The sequence below is a fragment of the Haemophilus influenzae genome, assembly GCF_900475755.1.
GTDB lineage: Bacteria > Pseudomonadota > Gammaproteobacteria > Enterobacterales > Pasteurellaceae > Haemophilus > Haemophilus influenzae_D.
Window position 1 is genome coordinate 1,368,677 of the sequence record NZ_LS483411.1, and the last position, 15,758, is coordinate 1,384,434.

12 protein-coding genes are annotated in these 15,758 nt (G+C 37.9%); all 12 read right to left on the reverse strand.

Translation table 11 applies throughout. From position 1 onward, the window contains the following. Positions 1 to 37 precede the first annotated feature (37 nt). A complete protein-coding gene (gene recD, locus DQN24_RS06710) occupies positions 38 to 1,960 on the reverse strand; it encodes an exodeoxyribonuclease V subunit alpha (RefSeq protein ID WP_111695580.1) in 1,923 nt (640 codons plus the stop codon). Further along, a complete protein-coding gene (gene recB, locus DQN24_RS06715) occupies positions 1,960 to 5,595 on the reverse strand; it encodes an exodeoxyribonuclease V subunit beta (RefSeq protein WP_111695581.1) in 3,636 nt (1,211 codons plus the stop codon). The genes recD and recB overlap by 1 nt, the downstream gene beginning before the upstream one ends. Positions 5,596 to 5,703: 108 nt before the next feature. After that, complete coding sequence (rplT, locus tag DQN24_RS06720; protein WP_005596075.1) at positions 5,704 to 6,057, reverse strand: 50S ribosomal protein L20; 354 nt, start codon at positions 6,055 to 6,057, stop codon at positions 5,704 to 5,706. 65 nt (positions 6,058 to 6,122) lie between these two features. Beyond that, on the reverse strand, positions 6,123 to 6,320 hold the full coding sequence (rpmI, locus tag DQN24_RS06725; protein WP_005596065.1) for a 50S ribosomal protein L35: 198 nt from the start codon (positions 6,318 to 6,320) through the stop codon (positions 6,123 to 6,125). A 210-nt stretch (positions 6,321 to 6,530) separates the two neighbouring features. After that, the gene (gene infC / locus DQN24_RS06730) at positions 6,531 to 7,073 is read right to left on the reverse strand and encodes a translation initiation factor IF-3 (RefSeq protein WP_075564409.1); all 543 of its coding nucleotides are present in this window, start codon (positions 7,071 to 7,073) and stop codon (positions 6,531 to 6,533) included. Positions 7,074 to 7,205: 132 nt separating this feature from the next. Continuing rightward, positions 7,206 to 8,018 carry a D-hexose-6-phosphate mutarotase gene (locus DQN24_RS06735; RefSeq protein WP_111695582.1) on the reverse strand — a complete coding sequence of 271 codons (813 nt, stop codon included), beginning with the start codon at positions 8,016 to 8,018 and terminating at the stop codon, positions 7,206 to 7,208. Positions 8,019 to 8,102: 84 nt separating this feature from the next. After that, positions 8,103 to 9,548, reverse strand: a complete 1,446-nt coding sequence (locus DQN24_RS06740) for a sulfatase-like hydrolase/transferase (protein ID WP_111695583.1) — start codon at positions 9,546 to 9,548, stop codon at positions 8,103 to 8,105. Further along, the gene (locus tag DQN24_RS06745) at positions 9,548 to 11,227 is read right to left on the reverse strand and encodes a solute:sodium symporter family transporter (RefSeq protein WP_111695584.1); all 1,680 of its coding nucleotides are present in this window, start codon (positions 11,225 to 11,227) and stop codon (positions 9,548 to 9,550) included. Before DQN24_RS06745 ends, DQN24_RS06740 begins: the two co-directional genes overlap by 1 nt. A gap of 191 nt (positions 11,228 to 11,418) precedes the next feature. Beyond that, positions 11,419 to 11,904 carry an NlpC/P60 family protein gene (locus DQN24_RS06750; protein WP_111695585.1) on the reverse strand — a complete coding sequence of 162 codons (486 nt, stop codon included), beginning with the start codon at positions 11,902 to 11,904 and terminating at the stop codon, positions 11,419 to 11,421. Positions 11,905 to 11,956: 52 nt separating this feature from the next. Then, entirely contained in the window at positions 11,957 to 12,247 is a 291-nt protein-coding gene (locus DQN24_RS06755) for an integration host factor subunit alpha (RefSeq protein ID WP_005631730.1), read from the reverse strand. A 1-nt stretch (position 12,248) separates the two neighbouring features. Beyond that, positions 12,249 to 14,636, reverse strand: a complete 2,388-nt coding sequence (gene pheT / locus DQN24_RS06760; RefSeq protein WP_111695586.1) for a phenylalanine--tRNA ligase subunit beta — start codon at positions 14,634 to 14,636, stop codon at positions 12,249 to 12,251. A gap of 33 nt (positions 14,637 to 14,669) precedes the next feature. After that, a complete protein-coding gene (pheS, locus tag DQN24_RS06765) occupies positions 14,670 to 15,659 on the reverse strand; it encodes a phenylalanine--tRNA ligase subunit alpha (protein WP_005640625.1) in 990 nt (329 codons plus the stop codon). Positions 15,660 to 15,758 lie beyond the last annotated feature (99 nt).

Sequence of the window (15,758 nt, forward strand, 5' to 3'; positions counted from 1 at the left end):
TTTAGAAATTTAAAGGCGGATTTATTCCGCCTTTTTACTAATTTAAATCTTCCAATAATTTCCCCAATCCGCTCTGGCGTCTCACTGTTTGGCGAATTGCTGTTTTCCATATTTTTTCATCGGCAAATACAGTAAGTTCTTTTTTCGCACGAGTGACACCCGTGAAAACTAATTCTCGCGACAATACTGGATTTACTTCTGTAGGAAGCACCATGACGGTATGTTCAAATTCAGAACCTTGAGATTTATGAATCGTCATCATAAAAGCAGGTTCATGTGCTGGAATTCGGCTTGTCAGCACTTCTCGATTGCCAAACCATACTTTACCATTTGCCAAGCAAAGTCCAATATCGCCGTTATAAAGGCGAACATTATGATCGTTTTCAGTAATCATAATTGGCTTGCCGATATACCAATCTTGTTCATTACGGAACCAGAGCAATTTTTCCTCTCGCAACGCTAATGCGATTTCTTTATTGAGATTTTCAACTCCTAAATTGTTATTACGAAGTGCGGTTAAAAATCTCACAGAATTAAATTGCGCTTGAATAGCCTCGGCATAGGAAATGCCTTGTTCATTTTTAACGTTAGGATCAATTTTTTGTTTACGTAAATCATCCAACATTTTTAAGAAAGTGCGGTAATTTTCCACCGCACTTTTTACCACTTGATTAACCGCATCGCTTTCATCATTTAAGGCATTAAAGTGCAATTCTTGCGGATAATGTTCAAATAACCCAAGGCTATCGTCTGCTTTGCCTTTTTGAATGAATTCAGCTAACTTGCCAATACCTGAATCTTTATCAAAACGGCGACTTTCTGTTAGATGGCATAAGCAATCACGTATTGGATTTGAACAATCAGAACCTTCCACTTTATAGCCTGTTGTCACTTGTAAATACGCAGCTTGTTCATGACTATAAGGTTGATTAATAAATTGTGCCAATTCCCCCAATACTGCCCCCGCCTCAACAGAGGCTAATTGCGCCTGATCGCCTAATAAAATTAATCGAGTTTCGGGCTTTAACGCATTGATAAGTTTTGCCATCATCGGCAAATCAATCATTGATGTTTCATCAACAACTAATACATCCAACTGCAAAGGGTTATGACTGTTATAGCGTGTGTAATCATTAAAGGCATTCACGCCCAGTAAACTATGCAAGGTACTGGCTTTTTGTGGAATCGCATTGAAAAGTGAATCGGATAAATTCATTTTTTCTTGCATAAAACCTAACGCATTTTTAATCGACTCTTCCAAACGAGAGGCAGCCTTGCCAGTCGGCGCAACCAATTTGATATGTAATTTACAATCAAATAATTCTTGTAGAACGAGCAGTAAACGCGTAACTGTGGTTGTTTTTCCTGTTCCTGGGCCGCCTGTAATAATCGAAAATGGATTTTTAATCGCCGTTGCCACTGCCACTTTTTGCCAATCTGTTTTTTCCTGTTTTTCAGGGAAATATTTATCTAATTTTTGACGAATTTCATCATAAGAAAAGGCTAAAGTGCGGTTATTTTTTAAGGTGTTTTTTATATATTGTGCGATGCGATATTCATCTTGCCAAGCTCGATAGAAATACAACGCGCCAAATTGAAATGCCATTGGCACAATTTGATTGACGGGATCTTGCGTAAATGCCATATGCCCGCACAACGCATTTTGCCAATCTTCCACAGCTAAATAACCAATCTTTTCAAGGATTTCTGCTAAATAGTTTTCTTCTGTGGTGCGATAAACCAAACCAAATAAATTATGTTCTAAATAGCGATCTAATTGGCTGCAAGTATTTCCCTGCGTATAACGCCAGCTACAAAGTGCGGCTAATAATATGGCTAAATTTTTGACTGGTTCCGCATAATCCGTATGACATTGTTTATCAGCTATCAACTTAGCAAAATAATAATCACCTTGAGAAAGAATGCCCTGCTCTTTAAGTTTTTGTAATACGGATAACATTAAAACACCCCGTCTAATTCTGTGATTAATTCAACGCTTGGACGATCATAAAATACGCCAGATTGTGGCTCACCGTTCATTCCACGTAAGAAAAGATAAAATACCCCGCCGAAATCTCGCGCATAATCGTAATGAGGCACAACGCTTTGTAAATAACGGTTCAATGTCAGCGTATAAATTAAATATTGCCAATCATAGTGACTATGTAACATTTCTTTTTTCAATGCCTCTTGATTGTAATCAGCAAGAGTTGAACCTAAGAAATTAGATTTATAATCAACAAGATAATATTTCCCATTATGGCGGAAAACTAAGTCAATTGAACCTCTCACCATGCCTTGAATTTGTTCAAATTGAAGTGGCTCGCTTGGCAAATGATGATGGGTTTTCAAAGCACGATTAAATGCTTCAACATCAAAATGTTCCCGAATAGCCAGATAAAATGGCATTTCTTTAATACAATCTTTATTTGCCAAATCAGCTAATGCTATTCCTATTTCATTAGAAAGTGGCGTATGTGAAATCTGTTGTAGCCAATTTTGTAGCGGCTCCGTAAAGGTTTCATCTAACTGTAAGGATTGTCTTAATTTGTCAATTTCTTCTGTATTTGCTAAATCAGAAAAATAGCAATTTTCAAAATGGCGATGCAATGCCGTCCCGACTTGTTTACCTCGTGGCAAATCTAAAATGCTTGATTCATTTTCGTTTAAAAGTGCGGTCGAAATTTCAATAGCATTTTGGTTATCGTAATCTTTTGCGTCATCAAAAACAGCGTGTTTTTTACCCGCACTTTCAGTGAAATAATTTTGTCGGCGATGTGCTTGTTCAATTGAAGTAAAACTGGTTATTCGCCAATCTTGTTCAATATTGCCCGTAAATTCTGCGGCTTTAAGATCATCATTTTTTATATTGATTGATAAAGCCGTAAAATCCTCTAGATTTGGCTTAGTACAGATTTCCACATTATCTCGCATTTTTTCTTTAAAGGCTTGCAACAACGTCTCGGTATTTTTAGAATCTGACAAATTTATTTCTTTGCCTATTTCGCCTTGGCTTAATACATAATGTAAGGCATTCCATTTTTTATCAAATTGACTAGGCAAAGCGAACGCCATTTGATATTTGGCACGGGTTAAAGCCACATAAAGTAAACGTAACTCCTCCGCAAACGTTTCTTCATAAAGTGCGTTTAAATTACGATTTTCCATATCCCATAAGGTTTCATCTCGTTCTTTAGAATAATAAATATTGATGTCTTTTTTACTTGGATCTTTGCTCGGCACAGCTAAAAATGGTAGCCAAACTAAATCGTATTCTAAGCCTTTAGATTTATGGATTGTCACTATTTTTACCAACTGGCGTTCACTTTCTAAACGAATTTGAGCCTCTTGACGACCTTCGCCTTGAATTTGCTTTTCAAACCAACTGAGCAATGCCGCTTCACTTTCGTGTAGCGTGGCAGCTTGTTGTAAAATTTCTGCCAAATGTAGGAAATCCGTTAAATCTCGCTCGCCTGTTGCTTGGCTTAATAATCGCGCTGAAATGCCTTGCTCCAATAAAATTTGATGTAACATTGCCAATATTCCTTGGCGTTGCCAAGTTTGTTGGTATTGAGCAAAGCTATCAGCCCAACGTTGCCAGTCTGCCTCATTTTGCTGAATTTGATGAATATCCGCTGCATTTAAGCCAAAAAGTGCGGTCGCAATCGCATTCAAAATTGGACGTTCTGCCACATTCAAACAGGCTTTAAGCACCCAAGCTAATTCTTTCGCAACATTGCTATCAAATACGCTATTTTGATCAGAAAGATAAACTGACGCTATCCCTAATTTTTGCAATTCATTTTTTACTAAAGCCGCTTCATTTTTATCACGCACCAACACGGCAATATTCGCCGCTTGCAATGTTTTACAAGTATCTTCATTTTGAAAAACTGCCTGATTTTCTGCCGCACTTTTCAGCCAATGTTGAATAGAAATAGCACATATTTTTGCCATTTCAGTTTTATTCACTTTGTCACTTTCGGTTAGATAAAAACGATAAGCAGGTTCGGCTTTACCGTTTAAATAAAATCGAAGATGATCATCACGAGAATCAACAGCAGTAAAGTTAATATTTTGATAAATAAATGGCGATTGAGGAAAATCGAATAAAGCATTTACGCCATCAACCAAATGCTTCTCTGAACGATAATTTTTAGTGAGTTCAAAGCGAGATTGGGCTTCGTCTGAGGCTTTTAGATAAGTAAAAATATCTGCGCCACGGAAACGATAAATCGCCTGCTTCGGATCACCAATCATAATAAAACCAGTATTTTTTTCGGGATTATCACGATAAATTTTTGAAAAAATAGCGTATTGTTGTGAATCCGTATCCTGAAATTCATCAATCATCGCAAAAGGATATTGGAAACGAATCATTTCCGCTAATTCATCCCCTTGCGCACCTTGCAAGGCTTCACAAAGCAAACGCAATAAATCATCAAAGGATTTTTCTTGATGATTAAGTTTATAGTCTAAAAGTTTTTGTTGTAGGCCTTGGCGATAATGATAAAGAGTGAGTTTGCTTAGTAAATCTGGTGTCATTAAGGCATTAACGCGCTTTTCAAGCTCTGCAAAAATCGGGGAATAAAAAGGCGTTGCGGGTTTTTTATCTTTATTTTTATCCGTTGATTCTTCACAATTCTTCTCAATAGATGATTGTAAGAAATAGTCTTTCAATGTGGTATTAATTTGATAATCTCTAGGATTATTTGACCATTGATTGATTTTATTAATCCAATCCCCTAAACGCTTTACTTGGTACTTTTTACGATTTAACGATTTCAACTGATCTTTTGGATAATCTTTCTCCAGTTCATTGGTAATAATCGCTGAAATTTCATCCGCACTTTCTAACCAAAATGCCTTTAATTCATTCAACGCCTTTTGATAACCACCAAGATATTGCGGTAAAAAGATTTGTATTGGTACAGATAACGCCTGTTTATTTTCAATCTCCACCTGCAAATCTTTACCTAAATCCGCTTTCAACAAAGACAACACATTTGCTGGTGATACTAATTCTGTCGCGATAAAATTCGCAGATTCAAAATCCAACGGATAAAAATGCTCTCGCCAAAATTCATTAGCAAAACGAACCAACAAATCAGATTGATCTTTTATTAATTCTAAATTGAAGTGAATGCCAGAATGGAAAGCATATTGCATCAACATACGGCGACAAAAACCGTGAATGGTATAAATCGCCGCTAAATCCATATTTTGCTCGGCTAATTTCAAGCGATGAATTGCCTCAAAAATATCTAAATCCTGAGAAAGTGCGGTAAGAAATTCATCATTTTTAAATGAGGATTTATCTTTGGTTTCTGCAAAGGCTGTGAGTTTATCAATCGCATCTGTTATACGCTCACGAATTTTTTTCTTGAGTTCTTCTGTCGCCATTTCCGTAAAGGTTACCACCAAAATTTCTTCCACATTTAACGGACGAGAAAAGTTATTTTCTCCAGCCTTTAATAAAAGTCGGAGATATAAAGATCCAATAGTGTAGGTTTTCCCCGTACCAGCGGATGCTTCGATTAAGCTAATTTGATTTAAAGGCAACGTGATGGGATTCAGTGGGATTGTTTCGGCCATAGATTTTAACAGATGAGAATTAATGGCATTATTTTACAAAATTTGAAGCCATAAATGCAAAAAAGGACGCTTTTCAGCGTCCTAATTCTTTATCTAAACTTTAAAAAATTAAAGTGCAGATTTTGCTTTTTCAACTAATGCAGCGAACGCTACTTTGTCGAATACAGCGATATCAGCAAGAATCTTACGGTCGATTTCAACAGATGCTTTTTTCAAGCCGTTGATGAATTTGCTGTAAGATAAACCGTTTTGACGCGCTGCAGCGTTGATACGTGCAATCCATAATTGACGGAATTGACGTTTACGTTGACGACGGTCACGATATGCGTATTGACCAGCTTTGATCACCGCTTGGAAAGCAACGCGATACACGCGTGAACGTGCACCATAATAACCTTTAGCAGCCTTAAGAACTTTCTTATGGCGTGCTCTTGCAATAACACCACGTTTTACACGAGCCATTATTTAATCTCCTATGTAATATTTTTCTAAAATGAACTAATCGTACGTTTTGCTTAAATAACGGCTTATGCGTATGGTAAGCAAGCTACTACTAAAACTTGGTCTGCTTTCGCAACCATTGATTTATGACGTAAATGACGTTTACGTTTAGTTGTTTTTTTAGTCAAAATATGACGTAAGTGAGATTGTTTACGCTTGAAACCACCAGAAGCAGTTTTTTTGAAGCGCTTTGCTGCGCCGCGTACTGTTTTGATTTTAGGCATTGTTAAAATAACTCCGCATTTTTCGTTTAAAACAACATAATCAGGCGAACTTAAAAAGTTACTTGGAAGCACTGATCATTTCCATCATAAGGCAAATTAAATTGCCTTTTCAAAAGCAGTTAGGCTGCGTAGTGTGCCCAACATGCAGTTGTCTTTTCATTTAAGTCAAACTTAAACAAAAAGATTTGCTAAGAAATCTCAGCAAAATTCTTATTTTTTCTTAGGTGCTAACACCATTACAGCCTGACGGCCTTCTAATTTACCTGGTGCAGATTCAACCACAGAAATTTCAGCTAAATCATTTTTTACGCGCTCTAGGACATCAAAGCCAATGTCTTGGTGAGCCATTTCACGACCGCGGAAACGCACGGTAATTTTTGCTTTGTCACCGTCTTCTAAGAAACGGATTAAGCTACGTAATTTAACTTGATAGTCACCTTCGTCTGTGCCTGGGCGGAATTTAATTTCCTTAACTTGCACAACTTTTTGTTTTTTCTTTTGTTCTTTAGCGGTTTTACTTTTTTCGTAAAGGAATTTACCGTAATTCATAATACGGCAAACAGGCGGTTCAGCATTTGGGCTAATTTCAACAAGATCAAGTTCTGCTTGCTCTGCCATTTCTAGGGCTTGTTGAATAGAAACAATCCCTGCTTGTTCACCATCTTGGTCAATTAAACGAACTTCTTTTACACGAATCTCTTCATTGATACGGTTTGGGCGATTTACTGCCGGCGCTTTTTTTACGGTTTTAATAATCGTATTCCTTCTATTGGTTAATAGTAAAAATCTTTTCGCTAAAAATAAAAGATTTCAAATTTGTTGCCCGTAAGGAACGAGCAAAATCTTGCGAATTCTATAGTATTCACACCACTTATGCAACAAAATTTAGCCTCTAAGGGAAATTTCTACGCTTAAACTTTCGCCAAATTTAAGCAAGTGATGAATGCGAGCAGTTTCTAAGCACAACATCGTTTGATAGCCAGTTTCACTCATTCCACTCGTCTTTTTATGCCAAGGATTCCAAAGGACAAATTGGCTTGCATTATGATGATGCAGTGCAATCGTACGATTGAAACTTTTATCTACGATTTGATTCTGCATTTTTTCTGCAGAATAAATGCAATCAACATTTTCAGAAATGTGACGCGGTGACGGAACGTTTTCTTGTTGTTGGTTTAAGCTATTAAAACAAGTTTCAGGTAAACCTTGTACTTCCACTCGATTAATATCCCCAATATTGAAATAAGTATGCAATGCGGCTTGTGCAAGTTCTTCGCCATAATGTGTAAAAGTTAAATGACATTTGTCTGTGAACACCATTACAATTTTAGCTTCGATAATATTTAAATCAGAAAACAACTCAAATTCTAACCGCACTTTATGGGCTGAAATATCATAATGACTTAACTGCCATAAACGAATACGAGCTGTACCGTGCGTAGGTTGTTTTACGCCACCAAACCAAGGATAACAAATCGGTACACCACCACGAATAGCGTTGCCACTTTCAAATAGTTCTACTTCACTTAGCCATAATACATCTTGAGCCACGCCTTGTGGTTGCCAGCTAAGAAGTTGCGCGCCTTGTAAGGCGATTTTTGCTGTGCCAACAGCGTGTTTTAGATGAAGAATGGGAATATCATTATGTTGAACAAGGTGAAGTTCTGGTGTCAGTGTTTTTAGTAATGTTGTTTTCATGTTTATTCCTGTAGTTTTAAAAGATAAATAAGGTGCAGAGATAACAAAGGGCGTATCTGATACGCCCTTAATCTACGACTTTGCTTAAATTTCGTCAATAATTCGATAAACCCAATTTTCCAGTGGGTCATTCAGACGTTTCATCTCTGCGCGCATTTCTTCTAGCATTTCTTTTTTAATGCTATTGTATTGCGGATCATAGAACAAATTGTGCATTTCTTCTGGATCATTACGTATGTCATAAAGTTCACACACATCGGTCGCATTAAATACGAGTTTGTAATCTTTACGACGCCACATACGTTGTTCAAAATACACAAAATGCCCTGCAAGCTGACCAAGTACACCTTTTCGTTGGTTATCTTGGTGTTGGCGCATAATCGGGAGAATACTTTGCCCTTCAAAACTTTCTGGCACTTTTTGATTGGCTAAATCGAACACCGTTGAAGTTAAATCGTGAAGATAAACAAGGTTATCATCTTCTTGATTTACACGATTAGAGTTTGGATCTTTGATTATCATCGGAATGTTGTAGGTGGTATCAAACATAAACTCCCCTTTTTCAATCATTCGATGTGCGCCCATTGCATCGCCATGATCTGCCGTAGCCACCAAGAAAGTGCGGTCATAAATTCCTTTATTTTGAAGATAATCAAATAATTCACCAACAGCATCATCAATTAAGGTAATATACCCCCAGAATTTCGTGATGACTTCTTTCCAATGATCTTCGCTCGCCTCCCACATTCCCCACATTTTAGAAATGGTGCGAAAATGACCTGGTTTGCCCTCTAACGGTGTAAAGAAACTTTTATCAAGTACCACATCTTCTTTTCGGTACATGGAATAATAAGGCTCTGGCACGATACAAGGCGTGTGCGGCCCCCAGAAGTTTATCCATGCAAAAAATGGTTTGCCTTCATCTAATGATTCTTGAATATATTTTTTCGCTTCATCAATGATGAAATAAGGGATGGTTTGCTCTTTCGTGCCTGAAAGTAAACCGCAAAGTTCTTGTACCCGTAAATGCGGGTTATCTCCAAAGTAGGCTCGGCTGACCTCGGGGATTTCATACCCCTTTTCTTCTAACCATTCTTTATAACGATTAGAATGTGTTGGAGGTTGGTTGAAGACTAAATTTTTATATACGCCACTACCAGGATAGCCATAACCATCAAAGTTATGGCCTTTAATCCCGTAATCTTCAGGTACGGATTTCGTACCTACATGCCACTTTCCTACAACATAAGTATTATAGCCAGCCAATTTACTGATATTCGGTTTTTCTTGGCTAATTTCGCCTATACCGCCCTTTTCCCCATTTTTAATAATGCCGTGAGACGACGGCATTAATCCAGTAAAAAGTGAAGTGCGAGCAGGCCCACAAACAGATGCTGGCGTGAAAGCATTATTAAAACGAACGCCCTCTTTTGCCAATCGATCTAAATTCGGGGTTTTCACAATTTGGTGACCATAAGCCCCCAACATATCTTTACGAATTTGGTCTAATAAAATGTAAATAATGTTCATTATTTTGCCTCTTTATTTCGTACAACAAATAACAGGATAATTTGTAATACCGCCCATACGCCAAGCACCATTGATGGATTACCATTTTCTGATGCCATACCAAGTGGCGAAAGGAATGTGTAAAGTGCGATTAAGCCTAAAATCAAGGATACGCTAGTCACTTTTAAATATTTCCAGTTGGTTAAATCTACGTCGCCTAAGTTTTCTTTGTTTTCAATGTAAGGTTCACGGCGTAAGAATTGTCCTAAGATGAGCATTAATACAACATCAAATACGAATAATCCGCCCATAATATACACAAAGTTGATTTTGACATTAAACACCCAAACAATGCTGAAATACAAGATAACGTGAGCAAGTAAAGCAATACGTGCCGCTTTGCCAGATACGGTTTTATTAAACATACCCACGGCAAATAAAGCAACGATTGGAATATTCACAAAGCCTGCAAAACGTTTAGTGATTAAGAAGATGCCATCTGTACCAAACATGAGTAACGGTGCGAAAATCATAGTGACAATTGCCATAATGGTAGACACTTTTTTCGCGTAAGAAATTAATTCTGCTTCTGACCGCACTTTTTTACTGATAGATGGCAATAAATCTTTACAGTAAATGGTTGCTGCTGAATTTAAGAATGAGTTAAAGGTACTTAAAATTGCGCCAAATAATGCAGCAATAAAGAAACCTTGTAACCAAGTTGGCAATACTTTGTTTATGAGTAATGGATAAGACGCATCAATTGGATTGATACCTTCGCCTAAAATATGGAAACTCAATAAACCTGGAAGATTTAAAATAATCGGTAAAGTTAATAAGAATAATGCCGCAATCAAAATCCCTTTTTGACCAGATTTTAAGTCTTTCGCACCTAAGCAACGTTGTACGATAGCTTGGTTCGTTGTCCAATAGAAAAAGTGAACAACCATAATGCCCGTGAAAATAGTCGGCCAAGGTGTAGCGTCGGTTTCACTACCAATCGCATTCCATTTTTCAATGTGCGTTGTTGTGATTGTGTGTAAACCTTCAGAGAAACTACCATCGCCTAAATACATCAAGGAAAAGAATGGGACAAGCAATGCACCAATGACTAAAATAATCGCGTTAATAGTGTCAGATACTGCCACCGCTTTTAAACCACCCAAAATTGCATAAATCGCCCCAACAACGCCAATGGCAACAACTGTGTAAGTTATTGCAGCGCCATAACTTAAGCCAAATGCAGTTTCTAAGTTGAAGATTTTATTAAAGGCGATTGCACCAGTATAAAGTGCGGTTGGAATTACGATGAAAAGATAAAACACTAAGAAAAGCGTGGACATAATCAAACGAGTTTGACGGTCGAAACGGCTTTCAAAAAACTCTGGCACAGTGGTGTAACCGTTACGCAAATATTTCGGCAGCATATAAAGAGCCAAGAAACAAAGCGGAATAACCGTTGGAACTGTCCAAGCAATCACGGAAAAATTACCTTTATAGGACACCGCATTGACACCGATAAGCTGTTCAGTTGAAAGCGATGTCAGCACCATTGAGCAACCAATTACTAAACCACTTAACCCACGTCCTGCCAAAAAATACCCTTTCGAAGATTTTAAATCATCCCCTTTTGTTTTTAACCAAGAAACATACGCAACCACAGTGGTTACAACGAGGAAGCTGAGTATCGTCATAAGCATATATTGTTCTCCCATATCGACTAACACAGGATAAAGATAATACAAGGCTCTCTAAAGGGTTATGATAATTGTCATATTAAGATTGTGAGGTGGATCACAGAAATAATAATTGAAGATAAATTCAATGGTTTTTATTTTCTGGCAGTTGAAAAAACAATAAAAAATGCTGGAAAATTCCAGCATTATACTTTTTAAATCCGTCTGACTTGCCAAAAAGATTTCGACCAATAAGGGTTATTCATTGAAGAATAGACAACTCCCCCTCTGGTGGAAGCGTGCAGGAATTTGTCTTCTTTTACATAAATCCCCACATGATATCCATTAGGACCTCGGCCGGTTTTAAAGAAAATTAAATCACCCGTTTGAATATCTTCTTTGCGTACATGTTTACCATAATTGGCTTGTTCAGTTGTACTTCTTGGCAAACGAAGATTAAAACGATCGAGGAAGGTTTTCTGCACAAAACCAGAACAATCTACCCCACGACGTGAAACACCGCCGAGCACATAAGGCGTTCCCGCCCATTCATGTTGTTGTTCGCTCAACATGGCTATAGCCATAATAGGATCGCCGATTTGACCTTTATAGTTCATCGCATAATCATCGTTTTGAAAACTGGAACAAGCGAATAAAAACAGAGAGGCAGTAGCGATTAAAAATGATTTATATACTTTCATACCTTTTCATATGAAAAGTGCGGTAGAAATTCACCGCACTTTTTGTTCCTTGCTATTTAGTTTTTTCTACACGAGCACGTAACTTTTGCCCTGGTTTAAATGTCACCACTCGGCGAGCAGAAACTGGCACAACATCACCAGTTTTCGGGTTACGACCTGGGCGAGATGACTTATCACGTAGTTCAAAATTACCAAATCCTGATAACTTCACATCATGACCAGATTCTAGCGATGAACGAATCTCTTCTAAAAAGTTCTCCACCACATTTTTCGTATCTTGTTTAGATAAGTGATATTTATCGCTTAAATATTCAATAATATCAATTTTGGTTATCGTAGCCATATTAATCCCTTAATTCAGCATTAAAGCGTTGTTTTACCTCCGCTAATACTGCTGAAATCACTGCATTAATTTCTTCATCTTCAAGTGTTTTTTCATTATCTTGGACAGTTAAGCTAATAGCTAAGCTCTTATAGCCTTCAGCAACACCCACACCTTGATATACATCGAACAAGTTCACTTGCACCAATTTTTCGCCGCCTGCTTGTTTACATGCTGCGATCAATTCCCCTGCTGGTACGCTATCTGCTAGGACTAAAGCTAAATCACGACGGTTTGCTGGGAATTTAGAAATTTCTTTTGCTTGCACCACATTACGTGCTGCAATTGCATTCCAAAGAATTTCAAATACAAAAGTTTTGCCATTTAAGCCAAGTTTTTGGCTAATAGATGGATGAATTGCACCAATAAAACCAATTTCTTGGCCATCTAATTCAATAGCAGCAGATTGACCAGGATGTAATGCATCAAATTGTTTTGCAACAAAACGAACTCTATTCCCCCCTTCTGTTAAAGAAAGTACTGATTCTAAATCGCCTTTAAGATCAAAGAAATCTACAGACTCTGCTTTACCGGCCCAATGTTCAGATTTTACAGTTCCAGTAATCACCGCACTTAAAACAAATTCTTGACGCACGCCAAATTCAGCATTGGCATCTGGCACAAAACGTAATCCTGTTTCAAATAAACGAACACGAGATTGTTGGCGATTTTGGTTATAAAGCACTGCACCTAATAAACCACTCATTAAAGACACGCGCATTGCTGACATTTCCACAGAAATAGGATTTGGCAATACAAGTGCTTCTTGATGTGGATGTAATAAACTTTGAATTTTTGGATCCACAAAGCTATAAGTAATGGCTTCTTGATAATCTGCATCCACAAGTGCGGTCTTAATTCGAGCTAAATCTAAATCAGATTCTTTGTGCTCACGCATGCGGAGGTGCGCTAATGGCGCATTGTTTGGAATACTGTTATAACCATAAATACGTGCCACTTCCTCAATTAAATCTTCTTCGATTTCAATATCAAAACGCCAGCTTGCAGAAGTTACCGTCCAAATATCATTTGCATAAGTAACATCGAAACCAAGACGGTGGAAAATTTCTGTTACGCTTTCTGTTTCAATATGATGACCTAAAAGTGCATCTAATTTACTACGGCGAAGTTGAACTGTATTGACTTTAGGAAGATGAGTTTCATTGCTTGCTTCGCAAATTCCCCCTGCTTCACCACCACAGATTTCAAGCAATAATGCGGTTGCTCGTTCCATTGCTTTACGGGCTAATTCAAAATCCACACCACGTTCAAAACGGTGTGATGCATCAGTATGTAAACCATATTGTCTTGCACGGCCTGCAATCGCTAATGGAGCGAAAAATGCGGATTCCAAAATCACATCTTTCGTTTCACTATTCACTCCACTCGCTACACCACCAAAGATCCCTGCCATTGCTAAAGGCCCATTTTGGTCGGCAATTAATAAGGTATTTGATTGAAGTTTTGCGCTTGAACCATCTAATAATATTAATTCTTCACCTTCTTTTGCTAAGCGAACTTGAACAGGTTGTGCAACTTTGGCCGCATCAAACGCGTGCATTGGCTGACCAAGCTCAAGCAAAATATAGTTAGTAATATCAACAATAGGATCAATAGAACGAATGCCACAACGGCGCAATTTTTCTTGCATCCACATTGGCGATTGTGCTTTTACATTGACGTTCTTTATCACACGTAATAAATAACGCGGGCAGGCATCTGGTGCTTGTAAATCAATTTGAACTTTATCAGAAATTGTTGCTGGCATCGCTTCAAAGTGCGGTTGATTTACTGGCTGTTTATTTACCACACCAATTTCACGCGCAATACCCGCAATGCTCAAACAATCCGCACGATTTGGCGTTAAGCTAATTTCGATGGCATTATCATTTAAACCCAAATATTCACGTAAATCAGTGCCGATTGGTGCATCAACTGGCAATTCAATAATACCGTCCGCTTCAACATCAATACCTAATTCAGAAAATGAACAAAGCATTCCTTCTGATGGTTGACCACGTAATTTCGTTTTCTTAATTTTGAAATCGCCCGGCAATACAGCCCCTTCTGTTGCGCAAGCGACTTTTAAGCCTTGACGACAATTTGGTGCGCCACACACGATATCCAATAAACGATCACCACCTACGTTCACTTTAGTTACACGTAATTTATCCGCATCTGGATGTTGTGTACATTCCACCACTTCACCAACAACGACACCGTTAAATTTACCCGCAACGGCTTCTACACCATCCACTTCTAAGCCAAGCATGGTAATTTGCTCGCATAATTGCTCGGTTGAAACGGATGGATTCACCCATTCTCTTACCCACTGTTCACTAAATTTCATTTGTTGTTATCCTTTTAATTCTAATCCGAGAAATTACTTAAATTGTTTTAAAAAACGTAAGTCGTTTTCAAAGAACGAACGTAAATCTGTGACGTTATAACGTAACATTGTTAAACGCTCAACGCCCATTCCCACGGCAAAACCAGAATATTCATTCGGATCAATACCAACGTTACGCAACACATTTGGGTGCACCATACCGCAGCCCAACACTTCTAACCATTTACCGTTTTTACCCATCACATCCACTTCGGCTGAAGGTTCAGTAAACGGGAAATAAGATGGACGGAAACGCACTTGTAAATCTTCTTCAAAGAAAGCGCGTAAGAAATCGTGTAATAAGCCTTTCAATTCTGTGAAATTTGCTTTTTTATCCACATAAAGCAATTCAATTTGGTGGAACATTGGCGTGTGGGTTTGATCGTAGTCATTACGATATACACGTCCCGGAGCCATAATGCGAATTGGTGGCTGCATTTTTTCCATAGTACGAATTTGCACGCCAGAAGTTTGGGTGCGAAGTAATAATTCTGGATTAAACCAGAAAGTATCGTGATCCGCACGTGCTGGGTGATGTTTAGGAATATTTAACGCATCGAAGTTGTAATAATCACTTTCAATTTCAGGGCCATTTTCAACTGAAAAGCCAAGTTCTGAGAAAAATTTTGTTACACGATTAATCGTCATAGTAACTGGGTGTAAGCCACCAGTTTCAACTTTGCGACCAGGTAAACTGACATCAACACGTTCTTTTTCTAATTTTGCGTTAAGTTCAGCCTGTTCCCATTCCGCTTTTTTTGCATTTAAAAATTCTAACGCAGCTTGTTTTGCTTCGTTAATTTTTGCGCCCATAGCTGGACGTTCTTCAGCTGACACATTACGCAATTCTTGCATTAATTGAGTAAAATGCCCTTTCTTACCAAAATATTCGACACGGATTTCATCCAAAGCCGTTAAACTTTTATCCTGAATGGATTCAATCGCTAATTTCGCTTTCTCAACAAGCTCGTTCAGATGTTGCATAGTTTTCCCTGCTTCTCTTTTCTCTATAAAATAAAAACCGAGTAATGATAATACCAAGTACTTAAAAAGTAAAAGAATAATATGAAAAATCATTGGTTT

Excerpts from the sequence above, each read along its gene's own strand:
- recD (WP_111695580.1), bottom strand. The coding sequence starts at position 1,960 with ATGTTATCCGTATTACAAAAACTTAAAGAGCAGGGCATTCTTTCTCAA.
- recB (WP_111695581.1), bottom strand. The coding sequence starts at position 5,595 with ATGGCCGAAACAATCCCACTGAATCCCATCACGTTGCCTTTAAATCAA.
- rplT (WP_005596075.1), bottom strand. The coding sequence starts at position 6,057 with ATGGCTCGTGTAAAACGTGGTGTTATTGCAAGAGCACGCCATAAGAAA.
- rpmI (WP_005596065.1), bottom strand. The coding sequence starts at position 6,320 with ATGCCTAAAATCAAAACAGTACGCGGCGCAGCAAAGCGCTTCAAAAAA.
- DQN24_RS06735 (WP_111695582.1), bottom strand. The coding sequence starts at position 8,018 with ATGAAAACAACATTACTAAAAACACTGACACCAGAACTTCACCTTGTT.
- DQN24_RS06740 (WP_111695583.1), bottom strand. The coding sequence starts at position 9,548 with ATGAACATTATTTACATTTTATTAGACCAAATTCGTAAAGATATGTTG.
- DQN24_RS06745 (WP_111695584.1), bottom strand. The coding sequence starts at position 11,227 with ATGCTTATGACGATACTCAGCTTCCTCGTTGTAACCACTGTGGTTGCG.
- DQN24_RS06750 (WP_111695585.1), bottom strand. The coding sequence starts at position 11,904 with ATGAAAGTATATAAATCATTTTTAATCGCTACTGCCTCTCTGTTTTTA.
- DQN24_RS06755 (WP_005631730.1), bottom strand. The coding sequence starts at position 12,247 with ATGGCTACGATAACCAAAATTGATATTATTGAATATTTAAGCGATAAA.
- pheT (WP_111695586.1), bottom strand. The coding sequence starts at position 14,636 with ATGAAATTTAGTGAACAGTGGGTAAGAGAATGGGTGAATCCATCCGTT.
- pheS (WP_005640625.1), bottom strand. The coding sequence starts at position 15,659 with ATGCAACATCTGAACGAGCTTGTTGAGAAAGCGAAATTAGCGATTGAA.